Source organism: Algoriphagus antarcticus, assembly GCF_002150685.1.
GTDB classification, from domain to species: Bacteria; Bacteroidota; Bacteroidia; order Cytophagales; family Cyclobacteriaceae; genus Algoriphagus; species Algoriphagus antarcticus.
In genome coordinates, this window is record NZ_MSSW01000001.1 from 193,017 (window position 1) to 213,287 (window position 20,271).

The following is a 20,271-nucleotide window of genomic DNA, read 5'->3' on the forward strand; positions in this document are numbered from 1 at the left end:
AGGTAAATTCAGTACAAAATCATCCAAAGACTATTTTGAGCACAAAACCAGTAGCCGTTCATCGTATTTTTTCAGGTTCAGTCTGGGGGATTTTAGCCAAACTTCTGGACGCGGCAGCAAAGTTTGTCACCATTCCGCTTTTGGTAGGTTATTATGGCAAAGCTGACTATGGATTGATCGCCTTGGCCTTTTCCCTCAATGCCTACTTAAGGCTAATGGATCTCGGAATGAACGTAGGTTCTGTACGGTTTTTCTCTATGTGGGAAGCAAAAGCTGACTGGCAAAACATAGGAAGAGCTTCTAGATCCAGCATCATTTTCTACGGCACGATAGGCTTAGTCAATTCGCTTATTTTCATACTCATGGCTAATTATGGCCATTTTTTGTTTAACCTAAATTCGGATCAGATCCCGACTTATAGGCTCATGATGTTTATCTTATCAGCTAGCACAGTTCTGAACTGGTTGTCGAATGTCATCATCCAGCTACTCAGTGCCAAAGATGAACTCGGATATGTGAATCGTGTAACGGTAGTCAGTAGCGTTTTGAATTTTGTCGTAGCGATCGCAGCCATTCACTTCAAATGGTCTTTGCCGCTTTACTTTCTTTTCTACACGATTTCCACGCTTATTCCGATTCCCCTGAATATTTTACGACTTCGAGTTTTCCCTATTCCTTTAGGGCTATTGCTTACACCAAAATGGGATGGGAAAATTTTCAGAGAAATAATAGGGTACAGTTCTGCGATATTTCTGATGGGTCTTTTTCAGCTCACAGCAAATGAATTGCGGCCTATTTTGCTGGCAAAATTCGCTTCAGGCATCGATGTGTTGACAGATTACCGTGTGATTCAAACGATTGCCATGCTTATTATTTCATTTGGGACAATCTTTCTTCAAGTACTTTTGCCTTCAGCTTCCAAAGTCTATCAGGAGGGAAATCACCCCAAAATGGAGAAAATGGTTTTTGTGGCCACTCGCTACATTTCTATTTTTTTAAGTTTTATCGTTTTTCTGTTGGTGCTGAATTCGGAATCTATACTCCTCCTCTACATGGGGAAAGATTACCTCCATTTGGCTGTCTGGCTGAATATCTGGTTGCTCACAGTTTTGCTCAGTATGCACAATACCCCAGTTGCAAGTTTGGTGCTTTCTTCAGGCAAAACCCGCTTCCTGATTTATTCTTCGGCGACCGCCTGTATTCTTTCGCTGCCCATCACAGTTATTCTAGCACCTACGCTGAATGTCGGCGCAGCGGTGATCGGCTATCTTGCTTACATGCTGATTCAGATCGGTTTCTTCTATATTTATTATATTCCTAAAGTTCTCAAGCTTGATAGCAAGAAGATATTTCTTGGAGCTTTTTCACCATCTGTCCTAGGCGCGATGATTGCATTTGCCGTAGGTTATGGTGTAGGAAAATGGATAGAAATACCAGAAGGATTGCTCGGCATTAGTATTCGCTCAGCGATTTTCACTACGGTATTTGCCGCATTCCACTTTCTGTTTATCATCAAATCTGCCGATATAGACTTTCTGCGCACCAAACTTTTGAAAAGAAAAACATCCAATGAGCAAGAATAAATTTTCGATTTGCATTCCTGCTTACAAGAGCAAATACTTGCAAGAATGCATTGATAGCATCTTGTCTCAGACGGTTGCGCTCTTTGAATTAATCATATTGAATGATTGCTCGCCAGAGCCAGTTGAGGAGATAGTCTTGAAAAATTCTGATCCCAGAATCCGATATTTCAAGAACGAACAGAATGTCGGAGCTTATGATTTGGTGGACAATTGGAATAAATGTCTGGAACTGTCAACTGGGGAATATATCGTCATAATGGGTGATGATGACCGATTAGCACCAGATTATCTGGCCGAATTTGAAAATCTGTTTCAAAACTACCCAAACCTAAGTGTCTATCATTGCCGCAGCAAAATCATCGATGACGACGGAAATGATGTACTGCTCACCCCCGCTCTTCCTGCATTCGAACATGTCTATGATTCGATCTGGCATCGCTTGCGCCAATTGCGCTCAAATTACATCTCGGATTATGTGTACAACAGTTCCACTCTAAAAAGTCAAGGCGGTTTCTACAAACTTCCGCTGGCATGGGGTTCGGATGATATCACGGCCTTTATCGCTTCTGCGAAAAAGGGTATTGCTCATAGCAACAAACCTGTTTTCGAATACCGAAGTAATAGACTTTCGATCACCTCCACGGGAAATGACCTCCACAAAATGATGGCTGACGTGAGTTATTCGGATTGGCTGGCAGATTTTCTGAAAAACAATCCTCCTCATCCTTCTGATCAGATCATTTACAACCACTTGGTTAAAGAAAAAGAAGAGTATATGCAACAAAAGAAACTATACACGATGATGCTTTCCATGCGAAGTAGCCCTTTGGACAAAGCAAAAACCTGGATGAATACCCGAGAAAAATTCGGTTTATCCATCACGGACATCGGAGTAGCGCTAGCAAAAAGTATGAATTCAAAACGCTCTTAACGCTGATGGGTTCACCAATCAAAATCATCTTCAATCCCTGCGAAAACAAGGAAAATAAATACATCGCCATCCTGGTAAATGGTCTGGAAAAACACGGTTTTGAAGTAAACAGATTAGATGATTTTCTTTCTTCGACGAGCCATTACAAATCCATTCGCTTGCTTCATTTGAATTGGTTTGAGAATCTGGATGACAGCAGCGTCAAAAGCATGTGGACGAGCTATTTCAGAAAACTGATTGTGTTAGCAGCTATCAAGCTTGGTAATAAAAAATTGGTGTGGACGATGCACAACAGACTTTCTCACGAGAAAAAATCAGGAAAACTGAGTCGAGCTCTTACCAAAAAACTCGTTGCCCAAGCGGATGCCATTGTGATCCACTCAGCGATTTCAAAGAATATCTTGCGAAGCCAATTTCCCAATCTTAAAAGCAAAATTGTCCACATTCCGCATCCTGATTTTATTGATGTTTATGGACAGATGATTCCTGAACGTTCGGAGAAAAGACCGTCTAAACTGAAGCTTTTATTTATTGGAGCGATCAAACCCTATAAAAACATTGAATTGCTGATTCAGATCGCTGGCCGATTTTCTGAAGAGATCCACTTGACGATTGCTGGCAATCCAAATTCTGAAGCTTATCGAACCGAGTTAGAAAAATTAGCTCAAGGCGCAAATAACATTACACTTGAGTTGAAATTTATTCCTGACTCGGAATTGCCAACCTACATCCATCAATCAGACGTGCTCATTCTTCCTTATTCGCAGGAAAGCAGTCTAAATTCAGGAACTGTAATTCTGGGATTTTCTTACGGAAGAACTGTAATCTGCCCAAGAATTGGCACTATTGATGACCTAGATGGAGGGGAAGACGTATTTGACTATAGCTATGAAAACGAATCTGAACATCTAGCTGCGTTAGAAAAACAGATTCAATCAGCTATAAACCTCCACCTAGAGGATTCAAATTCATTAACTGAGAAAGGCCATAGAATGAGGGATTTAGTACTAGAGAAAAACAATAAACAAGTCGTGACTGATAAATTGATCGAGTTGTACCAAAGCTTTCTCGATTAAAACATCTCTTTTTCAGCTAAACCTGATACATGAAAATACTATACATCAACTCTCTTTATAGCCCACTGATCGAAGGTGGCGCGGAGATTTCCCTGAAACTAATCGTAGAAGGAATGAAATCTCTGGGTCATGAAGTCGCGGTGCTGAGTTTGATGCCTGAGAATGGGCTGAAAAAAGAGATGGTTGATGGAGTTACTGTTTATCGAGCAGGATTGCAAAACTCATATTGGCCATATTCGAAAGCCAAGAAAAACAAACTTTCCAGACTTTCCTGGCACTACCAAGATCAGTCAAACGAGTCGATGGCCAAGGTGGTCAATGACATCCTAACTACTGAAAAGCCCGACGTGGTTTCTTGTCACAATCTCGCCGGTTGGTCAGCGTCAGTCTGGAATCCAATTCATCAGGCAGGAATTCCCATTGTCCAGGTTTTGCATGATCTGTATTTGCTTTGCCCAAACAGCAACATGTTTAAAAACGAGCAAACCTGCGAAACGCAATGTTTCAGCTGCAAACTTTTGCGAAGCAATCATGCAGAAAAGTCCAAAAAAGTAAGCGCAGTAGTAGGAATCAGCAACAGTATCTTACAACGCTTTATCTCTTTCGGCTACTTCCAAATTGCCTCCAAAAACATCATATACAATACAAGAACAATTTCAGATCCTCCTGCCAAAGAGGCGCGAAAAGAGAAACAATCCATTCGATTTGGTTATTTGGGCACTCTTTCGAAAGTCAAAGGTTTGGATTGGCTGATCCGGCAATTCCAAAAACTGGATTTCGATGCGAGCTTAAGCATCGCAGGAAAAGGGGATAAAGTGTACGAAAATCAATTGAAGGAATTGGCGAAAGACTCAAACATTGAATTTGTCGGATATATTAACTCTACAGAATTTCTTGCAGAAATCGACGTGCTCGTAGTTCCTTCTCTCTGGGAGGAACCGCTGGGAATGGTGGCAATCGAGGCTTTGGCAAACCACGTTCCTGTGATCGCCAATAAAAGAGGCGGACTTCAGGAAACGGTAAAGGATGGAATCAACGGCTTGTATTGCTACGATAGCCAGCCGGATTCTTTAAGTGCTGCTATGCGCCTACTCTATGAAAACCCAGAACAGTATAACCAATTCAGCCAAGCGGCAAGAGCATCCGTAGCTTCGATTTTGGATGCTGATCGGATGATCGGAGAATATGAGTCAGTTTTGAAACAGGCTTTGGATAAGCCCAAATTTGAAACATCAGAATGAGTACTCCAGAAATCGTACTTACAAACCAAGCTGCTGCATTTGAAGGGAACGAATGGAAGGCTATTTCATTAGCAGAGTCTCTGTTTTTGATATCCCTGATATCTATGTTTCTTCCAGTGAAGGTTTATCCGGTATTTTTCATCATCACATCATACTTTTTCTACAGAGAAACTCCCCAACTTACTTTTCCGAAATGGTCAATAGCGCTGGCTGTTTTCAGCACATATGCCGTCCTGAGTTACCTAATCAATTTCCCGGGAGAACCATTAACCTTGACGAATATCATTAAGCTCCTCATCAATTTCTTATTTCTGTTTTTTGCAGTGAATTGGCTTGGTTCACGGGACAACGAATCGCTGACCACTAAGCTGGACGCTGTCTTGCTCACGGTTTTAATACTATCGCTCATCCAGTTGCTTATTTATCATCAAGCTTACGATTTCAAGCTGATCACAGGAAGTGATTCCTCTGGCCAAGCAAGTTCGCTCTACCGCGACTCGCTCTATTACTGGGGTTTGGATGACAAAAACATGTTTGGTGCCCGCATCGCATTGATGGGCTTTTCCTTCATCTGCATTCCAGTCGTTTTGAAAAATAAGCTCTCAATCTGGCGAATTACCTTTGTGTTTCTGATAGCATTTTTGAGTCTCTCACGCACTCCCATTATCGCCTTACTGATTGGAGTCTTTTTGCTTCTTTGGTTTTCATTAGACAAAAAATGGAAGATCGCCTTGCTAGTTTTGATCGCAATAGCACTTCCATTTGTCCTCCAAAAAGTAATCCGAGTAGATTCTTTGACTTCGTCCAATGATGGAATGGGGATTCGATTGGTTTACTGGACTGCATTCTTTGAGCATTTCGATGCTATTTCTCCCTGGGGAAATGGCTTCCTCAGCGCTCCTAATTTTCTGGCCAACCATGCAGAATTCTATCGCGGAGAACCTCACATTCATAATACTTTTTTATCTACTTATTTGGAAATGGGAATTGTAGGATTTTTATCGTTCTTGATATTTTTCGTTTGGTTTATCAGAGACTGCTGGCACAAAACTTCAAATGCTAAACTTTGGTTGGCACTTTTCCTCCCGATCATCGCCATTATGATGATACTTTATTCAGGATATGACAATGACTTGATCATGTATTTATGCCTGATCTATCTCATCGGATCATTGGGCGAAATCACCTTCAAAAAGGTAAAACTCAGTGTATGAAAACCCAAAAAAAAATATTGATAGATAATCGCTGGTCAGGAAATACGGGAATAGGAAGGCTTTACCAAGAAGTAATAAAGTATGCGCCATTTGAAGCTACCTGTGAATACGTGCAAAGTAAAATGGGCTTGGGGAGTTTGCTTACGCCTTTGATGCTGGGTGAGGAAATAAAGAAGTCAAATGCGGATGTTTTCTACAGTCCGTCCTTTATGCCACCTGCCTTTTCGAATACTCCGTTCATTTTCACCGTTCACGATTTAATGCACTTGTTCTATTATTCGAAACTGCATAAGATCTATTATGAGCAGGTGATTGCAAGGCTGGCGCTAAAAGCAAAGAAAATCATCACGGTGTCTCATTTCTCCAAAAGCCAACTAGTCGAAATTCTAGGAATACCAGATGAGCTTATCAAAGTGATTTATAATGGAGTGGACGTACATTTCTTAGAAAATGAGGAAGAATATGACAGTGTGCGACCTTATTTTCTTTATGTAGGAAATCGCAGAAAGAACAAGAATTTACCAGCCATGCTTTCTGCTTTTGCAAAAGCAAGAATCCCCAATGATTTCATGTTTTACCTTTCTGGAAATACTGACGCAGAACTTGAAGCGCTTATCGGCGGTTTGGGTATCCACAAAAGAGTTCGGTTTTTGGGTTTTATAGAAGAAGCAGATTTACCCAAACTATACAAAGGAGCCCAGGCTACGTTATTTGCCTCTCTGATGGAAGGATTCGGTTTACCAATCATAGAATCTATGGCATCAGGGACACCAGTTTTGACTTCAAACACCAGTTCACTACCCGAAATCGCCGGTGGCGCCGCACTTTGTGTGGATCCCACGGAAATCTCAGCTATTCAAGCGGGTATAGAAAAGCTAGTAAATGATGAAAATTTCTATGTGGAATCCATCGTAAAAGGACTTGAGCGAGCACGGGAATTTAGCTGGGAGAAAACGGCTGCAGAAACATGGGAGACCATACTGTCTTAAAACAATCATGAAAAGTTATTTCCACTTATTCTTTATTTTACTTTTTGCATTGCCTATATCAGGCATTTGTCAAACTGATTCTTTGAATGAAGGCAAGCGTCTGAATGTCCTTGACTTTGGCGTTTTGGCTGATTCCGAAAGCGACCAAACAGAAGCTATTCAGCAAGTGATCGACCAAGCTGCTGAAGGTGATACGGTGTTTTTCCCTGCAGGACAATATCAAATTCGCACCATTCTACTTAAATCGGATGTGAATATCCTTTCTGAAGGCACTATCAAACATCATTTTTCCGCTAAGGCTGGAGAATACTCAATTGAGAAACAGAATTCTCCAAACCCGTTGATTCTTGGACAAGGCGTGAAAAACGTCAATATTTCTCTGAAAGGAGAATCCAAAAACGAAGGGATTTATTTGTTGAAAAGCCATCAAATCCGAATTTATAATACTGAGTTAACTGGGGATTCCACAAAGTTTCGGGCTTACCCTGGTATAATGACTTTTGAGTCAAGCGGAATTGAAATAGCAAATACCAAAATCCATCATTTTGGTAAGCCTAGAACAGAAACCGACAGCTACCAGCCGGGAACAGGAATCCGAATTCTATCCAGTAATACTGTGTCTATCCATGATTCTGAAATTTATAAGAATGGAGAAAATGGTGTTTTCATCTATGGAAGCAGAAAAGTAGAAGTCATCAATAATGTAATCCGTCATAATGGAATGTCCGCGATTCAGGTGGCTTTTGGCGAATCCGGAAAGGAAAGCGACTACAATTTCTCTCTTAATATTCTGGAGGAAAATGCTTCCGACGCGATTGACATAAACAACCGATCCAAAGAAAAAGCAAAAGATATCGCATGTCTGATCACTGAGAATATCACCTGCGGAAATGGATTTGTGAATGAGGAATCCACTCCTGACGGCTCAGGCATAGTGACACTTATCAACGTTTCGAATGTCATTATCTATAAAAATGAAGCGTACAGAAACAATCGGCCGGCTATCTATGTAGAAAGCTGTGGCTTGATTTTGGCAAAACAAAACTGGGCGGACAATCAGGTGGAAGTTACGCTTGACCTAGAGGAATTGCTACTTGATCAAAATCGTTTTAGTAGCATCAATCTGATCGCAAATACTAAAGCAAAGAAAATTCATCTTCGAGATAATGAGTTGGGTTCGCTTTCGCTGCCTAATGGAATACAGGTGGATGAATTCAAAATTGAAAACAATAGTTTTTCAAACGCATCTTTCAACTTCAACTTAAAAGGACATATGCATTTGTTGGGAAATAAAATCATTAACACCTCGACAAACCCGGCAATTCTGATCGTAAAAGCTGACGATGCACTTATCGAAAATAATGAAATTCTCAGTCAAAATTCATCAGCCATAGTCCTTAGAAACACCGCAAAAAACATCCATATTATCGGAAATCAGATCAAATCTTATAATACAGCTATTTTTGATGACAACTCTAAAGAGCTGGTGGTCAAGAATAATACTATTACATCCATCGCTGGAGGGAAGGAAAATCAAGCTTTTAGAAGCCATTATCCAAATCAGCTTACTTTAGAAGGAAATGAATACAGGGGAATTGAAAATACCGAAACTGTGCTCCTCGTAGGAAAAGGTAAAGCGAAAGTGGGAAACGAAATACTGATTTCTGGAACAGTAAATTATGGTGGTGTAGAAATCTCCCAAATATATTTTTAAGCTATGCTAGTCAATCTTTTTATCCCAACGCTGAATGCAGGCAAAATCTGGAAAGAAGTACTAGATGGCTTGGCTAAGCAAAACTATCCCATTTCTAGATTGGTCATTATAGATTCTGGCTCCACTGATGGTACACTGGATTTGATCAATGAAGAAACTTGCGATTTGATCCAGATTGATAAAAAAGATTTTGATCATGGTGGCACAAGACAAATGGCAACAGAGACATTTCCAGATGCAGATGTATTTGTATTTCTGACTCAAGATGCGATCCTTGCCGAGCCTGATGCTATAGCAGTAATGGTGCAGGCTTTGGAAGAAAACCCTAAACTAGGAATGGTTTATGGCAGACAGCTTCCCCATAAAAACGCAAAGGTTTTGGAGACCCACGCGAGACTTTTCAACTATCCCGCTGTGTCCAAAGTCAAGAGTATGGAAGATGCTGATCGCTACGGAATTAGGACAATTTCCTGCTCCAATTCTTTCGCAGCTTACAGAAAAACAGCATTTTTAGCTGTCCATGGCTTCCCATCTGGCTCTATTTTAGGCGAAGACGTATTAATTGCTGGCAAGATGTTGTTGGATGGATGGAAAATGGCGTACCTTTCGCACTCCAAAATACACCACTCACATGATTATTCTGCCATTGAAGAATTCAAAAGGTATTTTGATATCGGAGTATTCCACGTCAACAACCAATGGATCTTCGAGAAATTTGGCAGAGCAGAAAGTGAGGGCCTCAAATACCTCAAATCAGAACTCAATTATACTTTTAAGCACAACCCCTTATTAATCCCAAAATGCCTGTTCGCAACAGGGGCTAAATTGGTAGGCTACAAACTGGGGCTTCACTATTTCTCACTCCCAGTTAGACTACGAAAGTCATTTTCTATGACAAAGGCTTACTGGAGCCGCACCTGATATTTTCTATTAGGTAGAAACACACTCGATGTGTGTATAGCTTCCACATAATTAATGTTAATAATTTCACTAAAAGGCTCCTATTTTCTCAAATAGGCATGTTTTTGCTTGGCACCCCTATTGAATACTACTAAGTACCACACTATTTGATTAAAAAGACTAAACCAATGATACGTAATTCATCACACCAACAAGAGATTGTTTTTAAAGGCTACCAATCGGGTCGTATAATCCCTGATCTTTTGTCTTTAACCAACATATCTAGAAGCTCTGTTTCACAATCAGTGAATGAGGGTATAGAGGTAACTACAAGATTTGTAAAAAGATCATTCGACATCCTGTTTTCTTCTCTAGCAATCCTAGCTGGCTTGCCAGTATTCCTTACATTAATGTTGATCACAAAGCTGACGTCTAAAGGACCTGTATTTTACAAGCAGGAAAGAATCGGTAGAAACGGACAGCCTTTCTATATTCTTAAGTATAGAAGTATGATCGTAGATTCTGAAGTGAATGGTCCACAGTTGACTACAGACAATGATCCTAGAGTTACCAAATGGGGTAATTTCATGAGAAAAACTCACTTGGATGAGATTCCTCAATTCTTCAATGTTCTTGTAGGAGATATGTCTGTAGTAGGTCCTAGACCAGAGCGAGCTCACTTTATTAAGCAGATTGTGGCTAGGCAACCAAAATATGCACAATTGCTTACACTTCGTCCTGGAATTACTTCCATCGGACAGGTAGATTTTGGCTACGCCGAGACTGTGGAGGAAATGTGTCAGCGAGTGCTTTTAGATTTGAAATATCTAAGTAGCGTGAATTTACTCACTGATTTGAATATTATTGGACAAACTGTAATGACTATGATTAATAAGAAAGGAAAATAAACCTTTCATTCTACAGCTATCATTGAGATAAAAGCGTCAGGCATTTTGCCTGACGTTTTTTTTGCCACCACACTATTTCGCAGGTCATGTAAAAACACCTCTACTTTGAATCTGGATATTTTACTTTAGAACTAATCAACTCTGAAAAAATCATGAAAAAAGCATTGTTGGAAGATATTGGACTTTTAATTCTAAGAGTGGGAGCCGGAGCTATGATTCTCACGCATGGCTTTCCAAAACTAATGCGATTTTTCGTTGATGAGCCTATCAAATTTATGGATTTCATGGGGCTTGGCTCCGTTATCTCCTTATCACTTGCAGTATTCGCTGAGTTCGTGTGCGCTATATTAATTATGATTGGCTTCAAAACCCGCCTGGCCACCATTCCATTAGTGATCACCATGCTCACAGCTGCTTTAGTCGTTCATGCTGCAGATCCTTTTGGCAGAAAGGAGTTGCCTCTACTTTATTTCCTCGTGTTTTTGAGTATTCTGATTTTTGGAGCAGGTAAGTTCTCTATTGATGGATTTAGCAATCAAAAATCCATGTACTACAAAAGGTAAATCCAATCCCTAGTTTGGAGGTGCAAAAGCTACGTAAGCATCGCCGCTTTTGGTTCCTTTCCCACCTCCACAGGCAATTACAAGAAACTGCCTGCCGCCCATTTCATAGACTGCTGGAGTCGCATGACCTGAGGCTGGTAGTTTGGCTTCCCAGAGAATTTCTCCTGTGTCCTTATCGAAAGCTCGGATCTTTTCATCCTTGGTCGCCGCAATAAAGAGAACTCCACCAGCTGTTACGACTGGCCCTCCGTAGTTTTCCGTACCCGTCGGAGCAAAACCCTGAGCACTTAGTGAATCGATTTCACCCAGAGGAACTTGCCATTTTTTCTTACCTGTATTCATATCAATAGCTGTCAAAAGTCCCCAAGGGGGATTAGAGCCATAAAGACCTTCTTTAGTCACTAGCTTTTTATAGCCATCCATATAGTAGCGAGGAAATAGCTGCGATGGAGCACCCACCATCTCTTGCTTATCGCCTTCCGCCGGAGCTTTGTCTAGCAAATACTCCAATAATACTTTTCGGTTTTCTATAGAAATATGATTGAATGCAGGCATTGCTCCTCTTCCTTTGCGAAGCAAAAGATCAAGTGAATCATAAGTATATTTCTCCTCCACACCTAGCAGACTAGGTATTGTTGGTGGATTGCCTTTACGATCCAAACCATGACAATTACCGCAATAATTCGTGTAAACTGATTTGCCCACATTCTCAAAATCGGCATTTGGAGTCATCCCGATTATCCAGGGAATTTGATTGGCATTGACGTAGAAAGTCTGAGTAGTCGGATCAAAAGAAGCTCCGCCCCATTCTCCGCCACCATCCATTCCAGGGAAAAGAACAATCGGTTTTTCAGGATGAGGAGGAGCCCAAGTGTCACCATAAATTGCTCCTTCCAATTGACTTCTGATATCAGCTTCCCAATCCGAACGAAGATTTAGAATACTATTCTCATCAAACACCATATTCATAAATGGCTCAGGAAAAGTCGGGATAGGTTGCGTCGGTGAGCTATGTTCACCAGGCATGAGTGATTGAGTGACGGATGTTTCGATGATAGGCCAGACAGGCTCGCCAGTTTTCCGATCAAAGACGTAAATCATCCCTTGTTTGGAAATCTGTGCAACTGCATCAATCCATTTCCCATCTTTTTGGATTCGGATTAGATTGGGATTTGCGGGCAAATCCCGATCCCATATATCATGATGAACAGCCTGAAAGTGCCAAATTCGCTCTCCAGTTTGGGCATCTAGTGCTATCAAAGAATTAGCGTACAAATTATCCCCTTTGCGATAACCGCCCCAGAAATCATAAGTGGCAGAACCTGTAGGCACAAAGACAATTCCGCGTGCTTGATCTACGGTCATCCCGGCCCAGTTATTTGCGCCACCGATCTGCTTGATATTGTCCGCATCCCAAGTTTCATAGCCTGCTTCTCCTTCCTGTGGTATGGTGTGAAAAATCCATTCTCTCTTTCCCGTTCGGATATTATAAGCACGAATATGTCCAGGTGCAGCATCCAATCCTTCGGAAAGTCGCATCCCAATAATCAGCAAATCTCCATAGACCACTCCTGGAGCATTCGCCACAATCAGAAAATCCTCCCGCTCAGTATCCAAGCCTTTCCTAAGGTCAACTTTTCCCTGATCTCCAAAACTGGGAATTGGATCGCCAGTCTTGGCATCAAGGGCCATCAGCCAATTTCCAGCTCCAAAAAGAATTCGCTTATCGTCACCATCTTCCCAATAGCTCACTCCGCGATTTGTCCCAGCCCAAGAATTCTCTCCGCCTAACACTTCAAAAGGATCAAATCTCCAAACTTCCTCCCCAGTCGCTGCATTTAAAGCAAAGATATTCAAAGAAGGTGTGGAACCGTAAAGCAACCCATTCACTACAATGGGCTGACACTGGATTTGTGAGCGCTCAGTGGCATCGCCAGTATTGTATGTCCAGGCCACTTCGAGTTGTGAGACATTCTCTTTGGTGATTTGTGACAATGATGAATAACGCGAAGCGTCCTCAGGTCCGCCATAGTGAGACCAATCGGTGTAGTCGATTTCAGGGGTTTTTGATTGGCAGGCAGAAAAGAGAAAAACTAAGCCATAGGCAACGATGAGAAAAGCTTTCATGAAATAGGTCGAGTTGGGTTTGAAATCAAAATATCGGGAAATATTTCTGGATTAGATTAAGCACGTGACATCAAGGGTTTCAAAATGGGCATGAAAGAATAGTCAAATCCAATTTTTTCAGGGGTAACTTTCTATAGGAAAGACTGGTAGTAGCAAAAAATGTATTTGTGTTTGCTCGTTCCATAGGAACGAATGGTGCCATTCTCGAACCGTATGAATTTTATGAACAGCACACTCAGGAATCATTTCCAAAACTTGGCTTTCTGACGTACCTATTGTGAATGTTTTCACAAGATGATTTGCTCTTTTCAAAAGGGAAACAAGCCGCAGCACAAATAAACCATTGGTTTTCTGCCTAATCTTGATCAAATTAATAGGTGAATAAAACCTCAAAAACCATGAAAGCAACTATACTTTTTTTCGTAGCACTATTTTTCTTCGGCTGTGTAGACGCCCAAAGTCTGGATGGAGCGTGGAAACTAACGCATCAAAATGGACAAGAATTGAAGGACATGGAATACATCAAAATCTACCAGGATAATTATTTCGCCTTTGGTGCTAAACGAATCTCTGATAATCATTTTGTCAGTGCAGGCGGTGGCCCTTTTTCATATAACGACGGGGAGTACATAGAGACGATGGATTTTTTGACGCTAGATCCTTCACAGGTGGGTACTTCCAACAACTACACCTTAGACTGGGTAAATGAAAAGATGGTGATCTCCGCCGAAATCAATGGCAAAATGCTCGTGGAAATCTGGGAGAAGGTTTCGGATGAGAAAGATGCTCTCACCGGAAACTGGGTGATCACTGGCAGAAAAAGAGATGATGAAATTTCTCGATCAACACCCGGAGCAAGGAGGACTGTGAAAATCCTAAGTGGCGGAAGATTCCAGTGGATTGCTTTTAACTCAGAAACAAAAGAATTCTCTGGAACTGGAGGAGGAACTTACACTGCTAAAGATGGGAAATATATTGAGAATATCACCTTCTTCTCCCGTGATGATAGCCGGGTAGGAGCTAGCTTAGATTTCAACTATGAAGTGATCGACGGGGAATGGCATCACAGTGGACTTAGCTCCAAGGGAGATCCTATTTATGAGATTTGGACGAATTATAGTGACGGATATTTAAAAAACCTATAGACTCTAAATAATTTGTATTTTATAGCATAAAATACGTTTTGTGTCACGAAACCTAACTGTTTATTAGGTGAATTCTTGCTCTTTTGACTTTTAAACTAAACATTGTTATTATCATATTTATAACCACTAAATAATTTATTATGAAAAAAGTATTTGCAGTGACATCCATTTTTGCAGCGACATTTTTCCTTATGCCACATGCAGAAACATTTGCAGGAGAAGAAGTATGGCAAATTGAAAGAATCCAGTGCGATGGGGGAGGGGAAGTCTATCGATGTAGATTCGATGGTTCTTCCGGTTGTGATTTTGGTGGTCAAAAACATTGTGACGAAGTAAGTTCAATTAATTAACAAAACAAAAATGGCATTCATTCATGAATGCCATTTTATATATCCCATGATGAGATACTTAATTTGGATTAGCATTTTTACATTATTTGGATGCCATAAAAAAAATGCAGACAATAATGCTTCTAAAAAAATAAACATATCATTGAGAGAATCTCGCGAAGGGTTATTATCAGATGTATTTGATTCAATTCAATATACACTTCTAGATGATGATGATTCAATTCCACTTGTACAACCTTATAAGATAATTTACTCAGGAAATAATATTTACGTAGAAGATAATTTCACAAGTAATGTGCATATATTTAGGAAAGACGGAAACATTAGCAAAGTAATTGAGGCAAAAGGGAAGGGGCCAGGTGAATATTTTCAGCTTGATTTTTTTCAAATAAAAACCGATACCATATTCATTTTAGACAGAAGCCTAAGGAAAATACTATCTTTTAATATCCACGGAGACTTTATATCAGAAGAAAAAATAGCAAATAATGCCTCCGGATTTTTCAAATACAAAGACAGAATTCTTTTTTTCATGAACAATAACATAGACAAAACGCCTTATAATTTTATTTTAAAAGAAAAAGAAAATGTATTAGCGGCATATTCCCCTTTTAATCCTGAATTTCTGGAATTCCATTTCGGAATGAAAAATGGATTTACTGAAAGTAACGACGGAATGATCTTTCACACTTTACCTTTAAGTTCCAGCGTATATTTTTTTAACACTGACCTATCTCTCAATAAAATCGTCAATTTTGACTTAGGGGAAACTGCTGTAGACGAGATATTCATATCAGAACATGGATCTATTAACTCAGATTCTTACATGAATGATCTTAATGAAAAAAGAATGGTTCAAGATATTTCATCTTTTTTCAAGCTTGGCAATTACTATTTTCTATCTTTCTATCAGTACGGAAAAGGAATTCATTATATAATCTTAAATAAGGATTTAAAATTAATTTCTCAAAATATAACGTTTGAAAACGATATAGACGGAATGAAGATAAGAAATATACCTTGGACATTTGATGACAATAAAATTGTCATCAAAATGAATTCAATAGATTTCTATTATGACTATTTAGAAAAATTTTCAGACAAAGATCTATCCGTAAGAGATGGTAGCTTACATGATTTTTTTGAGAAAACTAAAACTAAGCTTCAAGACGATCAGACAGTTTTAGTTTCTATGACTTTAAGAAATGACTTAGGTAATAATAAATAATCGTTATTTTTGGTTAGACCTTTTAAGAAGCCATTACCGTTTGAAGGTGTAGGCTCATCAGCAGGTAATTTGTAGTTTTTAGGATAGGCTTGGCTATAATGTTTGGAAGTTCATCCAATTGCTTTTCAGCCTTTGAGATAAAAGAACCTCATACTTACTCATTTCAAATCTCTCTTTTTCAAATAATCCGAAATAGATATTCGCTATCAGCTAGTTTGGACTCGTCATAAAGTCTGATATCTTCTAGTTCATCCAATTTTTCCAGAATTTTTTCATACTCATCAATCGGCACAATGACAGCAATTTTATTTCCTTGAGGATCAGTGACAAATCGATGTTTTTGATAAAATGCTCCCATGATGAAATTTAAACAAAAAGATAAACAATTACACATTCTAACTTCCCCGAAAATAAAAAAGGAGCCTTTTGAGCTCCTTTCTATTTCTTATGCTTCTTCTACAGCATATAATTCTTTCAATTTCCCAACGGTATAATCGACTTCTTCTATCGTATTAAATCGGCTGAAGGAAAATCTAACTGCGTCTCTTTCGGGTGTGTGATTGATCGCTCGCAGCACATGTGAACCCACTGTGGCTCCAGAACTGCAAGCAGATCCTCCGGATGCCGAAACCCCTTCCAAATCAAGGTTGAAAAGCAACATTCCGCTGTTTGCCTCCGATGGAGGTAAGCTCACACTCAAAACAGTGTAAAGACTCTTAGCCATATCAGCCGAAAGTCCATTGAACTCTACACCTGGAATCTCCTGAGTTAGCCTTTGAATAAAATGCTTTTTGATAGATTCTATGTGAAGTTGATGCTCAGCCATTTCTTCGTAGGCGATTTCCAAAGCTTTTACAATTCCAATAATCCCGATCACATTTTCAGTTCCCCCACGCATATTTCTCTCCTGAGCGCCACCATGAATCAATGGATGGATTTTCTTATCCTTTTTCACATAAAGAAATCCAGAACCCTTTGGCCCATGGAATTTATGTCCGCCAGCTACCATCGCGTCCAAAGGCAATAACTTTAAGTCATGCACATAATGCCCCACTGTTTGGACAGTATCCGAATGAAAAAATGCACCGTATTCTTTTGCAAGCGTGCCAATGCGATTCAAATCATTCAAGTTCCCAATCTCATTGTTCGCATGCATCAGGGACACCAAGCTTTTTGGATTTGCTTTAAGCAACTCTTCTAGCTGATTCATATCCAACTCACCTGTATCATTCACACCGAGGATGCTAAGCTTGATGTGGCCCTTTTTCTCGCACATTTCTAAGGTATGCAAAACTGCGTGATGCTCTAGCGGAGAAGTGATCGCATGGGTAATTCCATGGCTTTCTATTCCGCATACAATCGCTGTATTATCAGCCTCAGTTCCACCTGATGTGAAAAAAATCTCTGCTGGTGTAGCATTTAGCAATTCAGCGACCTTTTTCCTAGATCTCTCTATAGCTGTCCTTACTTCCCTACCAAAACTATGGACAGAAGAAGGATTGCCATAATGATTTCTCATAAACGGGAGCATGGCATCGATCACTCGATCATCCATAGCAGTGGTGGCCGCGTTGTCTAAATAAACTTTCATTGCACTCGTTTTGGGTTGTAGATTCTATATGAAGCCCAGATCAAATCATGGAAGCATTCACCACTTCTTTGATATCGGCAATTAGCTTTTTGGCTAAATGCTCAGCTGTAGCTTCTGATTCAGATTCAGAGTAAATACGAATAATTGGTTCCGTATTTGACTTTCTCAAATGTACCCATTCCTTTTCAAATTCGATTTTGACACCGTCTATATCGTTGATTGGATGGCTTTTATACTTGTTTTTGATCTCACTCAAAATATTATCGACGTCAATCTCAGGAGTGAGTTCGATTTTATTTTTTGAGATATGATAGTTGGGATAAGTTGCTCTAAGTCGAGAAATAGTTTTACCAAAATTAGCCAAGTGAGTCAAAAACAATCCGATTCCCACCAAGGCATCACGTCCGTAATGCGAAGTTGGGTAGATGATACCACCGTTTCCTTCACCACCAATCACTGCATCCACAGCTTTCATCTGATTGACTACATTCACTTCTCCTACCGCCGAGGCATTGTAAACGCCACCCCTTTTTTCTGTCACATCACGAAGTGCACGCGTAGAACTGAGGTTAGAAACTGTATTGCCAGGAGTCTTTGAAAGCACATAATCTGCTACAGCCACCAAGGTATATTCTTCGCCGAAGGCTGATCCGTCTTCATTGATAAAGGCCAATCTATCCACATCAGGATCGACCACAATGCCTAGATCGTAGCTTCCACGCTGCAGCTTCTGGCATATATCTCTCAAATTCTCAGGAAGTGGCTCTGGATTATGTGGAAAGTTGCCGTCCGGTGTACAGTACATCTCTTCGATTTCTGTCACTCCAAGTGCTCTCAATAGCATAGGGACTGCTATTCCACCAGTGGAATTAACAGCGTCCACGACTACTTTGAAGTTTCTGGCTTTGATAGCTTCTACATCAACCAGCTCCAAATCCAACACATGCTGAATATGGCGCTCGATATAATCATTGATTTGAGAATAGCTACCAAGCTTTTTCACTTCTGCGAAAGAAAAATCCTCCTTTTCAGCTTTCTCTAAAATAGCCTTTCCCTCAGCATCCGAAATGAATTCTCCTTGGTCATTTAAAAGCTTCAGTGCATTCCACTGCACAGGGTTGTGACTAGCAGTGAGAATGATTCCTCCTCCGGCCTTTTCCAAAGGAACAGCAAATTCCACTGTAGGAGTAGTGCTTAAGCCGAGATCGATTACATTGATTCCCAGGCCTTGAAGTGTAGCGGAAACCAATCCAGAAACCATTTCGCCAGAAAGACGGGCATCTCTACCAATGATTACTTTAGGATTGTTAGTTTTCTCCAGTACCCAAGCTCCATAAGCAGAAGCAAATTTGACAATATCAATGGGTGTAAGGCCATCGCCGGCTTTTCCACCGATAGTTCCTCTGATGCCAGAGATTGATTTAATTAGTGACACGTACGGTAATTTGATTAGGTTAAAAACTGATAAATCCTGCCAAATGACAGGATTACTTTTACTTGAATTTAGCTAGAACTTTGTCCACTTCATTGTCAGGATTGCCACAGCTGCTGTCAGCATCTACAGTTTTCCCACAATAACCACAGGTTCCGCCATCTTTATTCAGGTAAGGATTTTGGGAGGCACATGTACCCTTGAATTCGCCGTTTTTAAGGAATAATAGCCTTACCGACATCAAAATGAAGAATATAGCAACGAAACCAAGGGTTAGAAATACGGTTGTCATAACGAATAAATTTGCGCAAATTTAAGGCTTTGTTTCGAAAACGTTCCTAATTCCAGCATAGTTTCCTCACCCATGATAAATTTGAGTACCCGAGCCGAGAAATTGGCAGCTTTTGACAGATTACTTACTATCATGGATGAACTCAGGGAGCAATGCCCTTGGGACAAAAATCAAACGACAGCAAGTCTCAGACATTTGACCATAGAGGAAACTTTTGAGCTTTCGGACGCTATACTCGAAGGAGATCCCGATGAGATCAAAAAAGAATTGGGAGATATTCTCCTTCACATCGTGTTTTACGCAAGAATCGGATCTGAAGAAGGCAACTTCGACATGAAAACGATGATTGATGCACTTTGTGAAAAACTAATCCGCCGTCATCCACACATCTACGGAGACGTCAAGGCTGAGGACGAAGAAGCAGTGAAGCAGAATTGGGAAAAAATAAAACTTACTGAGAAAGGAAATAAATCTGTCCTTGGCGGAGTTCCAAAATCACTTCCTGCATTAATCAAAGCAATGCGAATCCAAGAAAAAGCCCGTGGAGTAGGTTTTGATTGGGAAGAAAAAAGTCAAGTATGGGAGAAAGTCGAGGAGGAAATGCAGGAGTTCAAGGCCGAATTCAATGTGGCGGATGAAAAAGAAATCGATCAGGAAAAAGCAAGTGGTGAATTTGGCGATTTGTTGTTTTCTTTGATCAATTACGCACGATTTATTGATATCAATCCAGAGGAAGCGTTGGAGCGAACCAATAAAAAATTCATCAAGCGATTTCAATACCTGGAAACTGCCGCTAAGGAGTCTGGAAAAACGCTAAGCGAGATGACTTTGGCAGAAATGGATGTGTATTGGAATGAAGCGAAGAGGAAGTGAGCAGTTGGCAGTTGGCAGTTGGCAGTTGGCAGTTGGCAGTTGGCAGTTGGCAGTTGGCAGTTGGCAGTTGGCAGTTAACAAAAACTTAAATAGAACTCTTAGGGTTCTTTAATT

General features: G+C 40.3%; 19 protein-coding genes. 14 read left to right on the forward strand and 5 right to left on the reverse strand.

Annotated elements, in window-relative coordinates; translation table 11 throughout:
* The first annotated feature begins 35 nt into the window (after positions 1-35).
* The 10 genes from BVH04_RS00775 (at position 36) to BVH04_RS00820 (ending at position 11,119) form a co-directional block, all read left to right on the forward strand.
* Positions 36-1,583 (forward strand): lipopolysaccharide biosynthesis protein, encoded by a 1,548-nt coding sequence (locus BVH04_RS00775; protein ID WP_086539426.1) that lies wholly within the window; start codon positions 36-38, stop codon positions 1,581-1,583.
* On the forward strand, positions 1,570-2,514 hold the full coding sequence (locus BVH04_RS00780; RefSeq protein WP_086539427.1) for a glycosyltransferase family 2 protein: 945 nt from the start codon (positions 1,570-1,572) through the stop codon (positions 2,512-2,514). The genes BVH04_RS00775 and BVH04_RS00780 overlap by 14 nt, the downstream gene beginning before the upstream one ends.
* Before the next feature lie 5 nt (positions 2,515-2,519).
* Positions 2,520-3,590, forward strand: coding sequence for a glycosyltransferase family 4 protein (locus tag BVH04_RS00785; RefSeq protein WP_086539428.1), 1,071 nt, complete (start codon positions 2,520-2,522; stop codon positions 3,588-3,590).
* A 29-nt stretch (positions 3,591-3,619) separates the two neighbouring features.
* A complete protein-coding gene (locus BVH04_RS00790; protein ID WP_086539429.1) occupies positions 3,620-4,831 on the forward strand; it encodes a glycosyltransferase family 4 protein in 1,212 nt (403 codons plus the stop codon).
* The gene (locus tag BVH04_RS00795) at positions 4,828-6,045 is read left to right on the forward strand and encodes an O-antigen ligase family protein (protein WP_086539430.1); all 1,218 of its coding nucleotides are present in this window, start codon (positions 4,828-4,830) and stop codon (positions 6,043-6,045) included. The genes BVH04_RS00790 and BVH04_RS00795 overlap by 4 nt, the downstream gene beginning before the upstream one ends.
* Positions 6,042-7,034, forward strand: a complete 993-nt coding sequence (locus BVH04_RS00800; protein WP_086539431.1) for a glycosyltransferase family 4 protein — start codon at positions 6,042-6,044, stop codon at positions 7,032-7,034. Before BVH04_RS00795 ends, BVH04_RS00800 begins: the two co-directional genes overlap by 4 nt.
* A gap of 7 nt (positions 7,035-7,041) precedes the next feature.
* On the forward strand, positions 7,042-8,748 hold the full coding sequence (locus BVH04_RS00805; RefSeq protein WP_086539432.1) for a right-handed parallel beta-helix repeat-containing protein: 1,707 nt from the start codon (positions 7,042-7,044) through the stop codon (positions 8,746-8,748).
* A gap of 3 nt (positions 8,749-8,751) precedes the next feature.
* Positions 8,752-9,669, forward strand: a complete 918-nt coding sequence (locus BVH04_RS00810) for a glycosyltransferase family 2 protein (RefSeq protein ID WP_086539433.1) — start codon at positions 8,752-8,754, stop codon at positions 9,667-9,669.
* 167 nt (positions 9,670-9,836) lie between these two features.
* Entirely contained in the window at positions 9,837-10,556 is a 720-nt protein-coding gene (locus BVH04_RS00815; protein ID WP_086539434.1) for a sugar transferase, read from the forward strand.
* A 152-nt stretch (positions 10,557-10,708) separates the two neighbouring features.
* Complete coding sequence (locus tag BVH04_RS00820) at positions 10,709-11,119, forward strand: DoxX family protein (RefSeq protein ID WP_086539435.1); 411 nt, start codon at positions 10,709-10,711, stop codon at positions 11,117-11,119.
* Positions 11,120-11,128: 9 nt separating this feature from the next.
* Here the strand turns inward: BVH04_RS00820 and BVH04_RS00825 are convergent, their stop codons facing one another.
* Positions 11,129-13,246 carry an outer membrane protein assembly factor BamB family protein gene (locus BVH04_RS00825; protein ID WP_086539436.1) on the reverse strand — a complete coding sequence of 706 codons (2,118 nt, stop codon included), beginning with the start codon at positions 13,244-13,246 and terminating at the stop codon, positions 11,129-11,131.
* 398 nt (positions 13,247-13,644) lie between these two features.
* Here BVH04_RS00825 and BVH04_RS00830 point away from each other — a divergent pair, with 398 nt between their 5' ends.
* From BVH04_RS00830 to BVH04_RS00835, 3 genes are all read left to right on the forward strand, one after another.
* The gene (locus BVH04_RS00830) at positions 13,645-14,391 is read left to right on the forward strand and encodes a hypothetical protein (RefSeq protein WP_086539506.1); all 747 of its coding nucleotides are present in this window, start codon (positions 13,645-13,647) and stop codon (positions 14,389-14,391) included.
* Positions 14,392-14,531: 140 nt separating this feature from the next.
* Entirely contained in the window at positions 14,532-14,741 is a 210-nt protein-coding gene (locus BVH04_RS24995; RefSeq protein ID WP_140160495.1) for a hypothetical protein, read from the forward strand.
* 10 nt (positions 14,742-14,751) lie between these two features.
* Positions 14,752-15,969, forward strand: a complete 1,218-nt coding sequence (locus BVH04_RS00835; protein ID WP_086539437.1) for a 6-bladed beta-propeller — start codon at positions 14,752-14,754, stop codon at positions 15,967-15,969.
* 178 nt (positions 15,970-16,147) lie between these two features.
* Here BVH04_RS00835 and BVH04_RS00840 read toward each other — a convergent pair whose 3' ends face one another.
* The 4 genes from BVH04_RS00840 to BVH04_RS00855 form a co-directional block, all read right to left on the reverse strand.
* Positions 16,148-16,327 (reverse strand): hypothetical protein, encoded by a 180-nt coding sequence (locus BVH04_RS00840; RefSeq protein ID WP_086539438.1) that lies wholly within the window; start codon positions 16,325-16,327, stop codon positions 16,148-16,150.
* A gap of 87 nt (positions 16,328-16,414) precedes the next feature.
* Positions 16,415-17,560 carry a cysteine desulfurase family protein gene (locus BVH04_RS00845; protein WP_086539439.1) on the reverse strand — a complete coding sequence of 382 codons (1,146 nt, stop codon included), beginning with the start codon at positions 17,558-17,560 and terminating at the stop codon, positions 16,415-16,417.
* Between the two features lie 40 nt (positions 17,561-17,600).
* Complete coding sequence (gene glmM, locus BVH04_RS00850) at positions 17,601-18,995, reverse strand: phosphoglucosamine mutase (protein WP_086539440.1); 1,395 nt, start codon at positions 18,993-18,995, stop codon at positions 17,601-17,603.
* 58 nt (positions 18,996-19,053) lie between these two features.
* The gene (locus BVH04_RS00855; RefSeq protein WP_086539441.1) at positions 19,054-19,284 is read right to left on the reverse strand and encodes a hypothetical protein; all 231 of its coding nucleotides are present in this window, start codon (positions 19,282-19,284) and stop codon (positions 19,054-19,056) included.
* A gap of 72 nt (positions 19,285-19,356) precedes the next feature.
* Here BVH04_RS00855 and mazG point away from each other — a divergent pair, with 72 nt between their 5' ends.
* Positions 19,357-20,157, forward strand: a complete 801-nt coding sequence (gene mazG / locus BVH04_RS00860) for a nucleoside triphosphate pyrophosphohydrolase (RefSeq protein WP_086539442.1) — start codon at positions 19,357-19,359, stop codon at positions 20,155-20,157.
* Positions 20,158-20,271: the final 114 nt, after the last annotated feature.

Bases quoted from the DNA above. Each gene is read 5' to 3' on its own strand.
- BVH04_RS00780 (WP_086539427.1), top strand. From the start codon at position 1,570: ATGAGCAAGAATAAATTTTCGATTTGCATTCCTGCTTACAAGAGCAAA.
- BVH04_RS00785 (WP_086539428.1), top strand. From the start codon at position 2,520: ATGGGTTCACCAATCAAAATCATCTTCAATCCCTGCGAAAACAAGGAA.
- BVH04_RS00790 (WP_086539429.1), top strand. From the start codon at position 3,620: ATGAAAATACTATACATCAACTCTCTTTATAGCCCACTGATCGAAGGT.
- BVH04_RS00795 (WP_086539430.1), top strand. From the start codon at position 4,828: ATGAGTACTCCAGAAATCGTACTTACAAACCAAGCTGCTGCATTTGAA.
- BVH04_RS00800 (WP_086539431.1), top strand. From the start codon at position 6,042: ATGAAAACCCAAAAAAAAATATTGATAGATAATCGCTGGTCAGGAAAT.
- BVH04_RS00805 (WP_086539432.1), top strand. From the start codon at position 7,042: ATGAAAAGTTATTTCCACTTATTCTTTATTTTACTTTTTGCATTGCCT.
- BVH04_RS00810 (WP_086539433.1), top strand. From the start codon at position 8,752: ATGCTAGTCAATCTTTTTATCCCAACGCTGAATGCAGGCAAAATCTGG.
- BVH04_RS00815 (WP_086539434.1), top strand. From the start codon at position 9,837: ATGATACGTAATTCATCACACCAACAAGAGATTGTTTTTAAAGGCTAC.
- BVH04_RS00820 (WP_086539435.1), top strand. From the start codon at position 10,709: ATGAAAAAAGCATTGTTGGAAGATATTGGACTTTTAATTCTAAGAGTG.
- BVH04_RS00825 (WP_086539436.1), bottom strand. From the start codon at position 13,246: ATGAAAGCTTTTCTCATCGTTGCCTATGGCTTAGTTTTTCTCTTTTCT.
- BVH04_RS00830 (WP_086539506.1), top strand. From the start codon at position 13,645: ATGAAAGCAACTATACTTTTTTTCGTAGCACTATTTTTCTTCGGCTGT.
- BVH04_RS24995 (WP_140160495.1), top strand. From the start codon at position 14,532: ATGAAAAAAGTATTTGCAGTGACATCCATTTTTGCAGCGACATTTTTC.
- BVH04_RS00835 (WP_086539437.1), top strand. From the start codon at position 14,752: ATGGCATTCATTCATGAATGCCATTTTATATATCCCATGATGAGATAC.
- BVH04_RS00840 (WP_086539438.1), bottom strand. From the start codon at position 16,327: ATGGGAGCATTTTATCAAAAACATCGATTTGTCACTGATCCTCAAGGA.
- BVH04_RS00845 (WP_086539439.1), bottom strand. From the start codon at position 17,560: ATGAAAGTTTATTTAGACAACGCGGCCACCACTGCTATGGATGATCGA.
- BVH04_RS00855 (WP_086539441.1), bottom strand. From the start codon at position 19,284: ATGACAACCGTATTTCTAACCCTTGGTTTCGTTGCTATATTCTTCATT.
- mazG (WP_086539442.1), top strand. From the start codon at position 19,357: ATGATAAATTTGAGTACCCGAGCCGAGAAATTGGCAGCTTTTGACAGA.